The sequence below is a fragment of the Flavobacterium polysaccharolyticum genome, from assembly GCF_038739875.1.
Lineage (GTDB): Bacteria > Bacteroidota > Bacteroidia > Flavobacteriales > Flavobacteriaceae > Flavobacterium > Flavobacterium polysaccharolyticum.
The window spans coordinates 1-437 of sequence record NZ_JBCGDP010000077.1; the positions used below are offsets into that span (position 1 = coordinate 1).

General features: G+C 36.4%; 1 protein-coding gene. It reads left to right on the plus strand.

Features of this window, described 5'->3' with window-relative positions; genetic code table 11:
- A partial coding sequence (locus WFZ86_RS20165) for a group II intron maturase-specific domain-containing protein (RefSeq protein ID WP_342693621.1) occupies window positions 1–336 on the plus strand: 336 nt, incomplete at its 5' end.
- Between the last annotated feature and the right edge of the window lie 101 nt (window positions 337–437).

A 437-nucleotide genomic window follows, 5' to 3' on the forward strand; every position in this document is an offset into this window, starting at 1 on the left:
AAGGATAAGATAATAATCATTCCGAGCATTTACGTAAGTCAAAAGTCGAAGAACAGTTTGATGGAAAAATTCAGAACACTGAAAATCCACAAAAGGCGAACAACCCTAGAGGAGATAGCCAAAATGATGAATCCAATCTTGAGAGGAATTATCAATTATTATCACAAATTTAGGAAAAACGACCTTCAAAATCTATGGAGACAACTCAATGAGCGACTACTAAAATGGGTAAAATGGGAAAAAGGATTGTACAAAAAGGCAGCGGTTAGATACCTCAAAACAAAGTACAAAGAAAAACCCGATTTATTCGTACATTGGTTATTGGTACATCCATAAATGTAAGTACATTTGTGTGATTTAATACTATGAAGAGCCGTGTGAAGGGAGACTTTCAAGCACGGTTCCGTGAGAACGTAAGGGTGAAATTCCATTGCGTG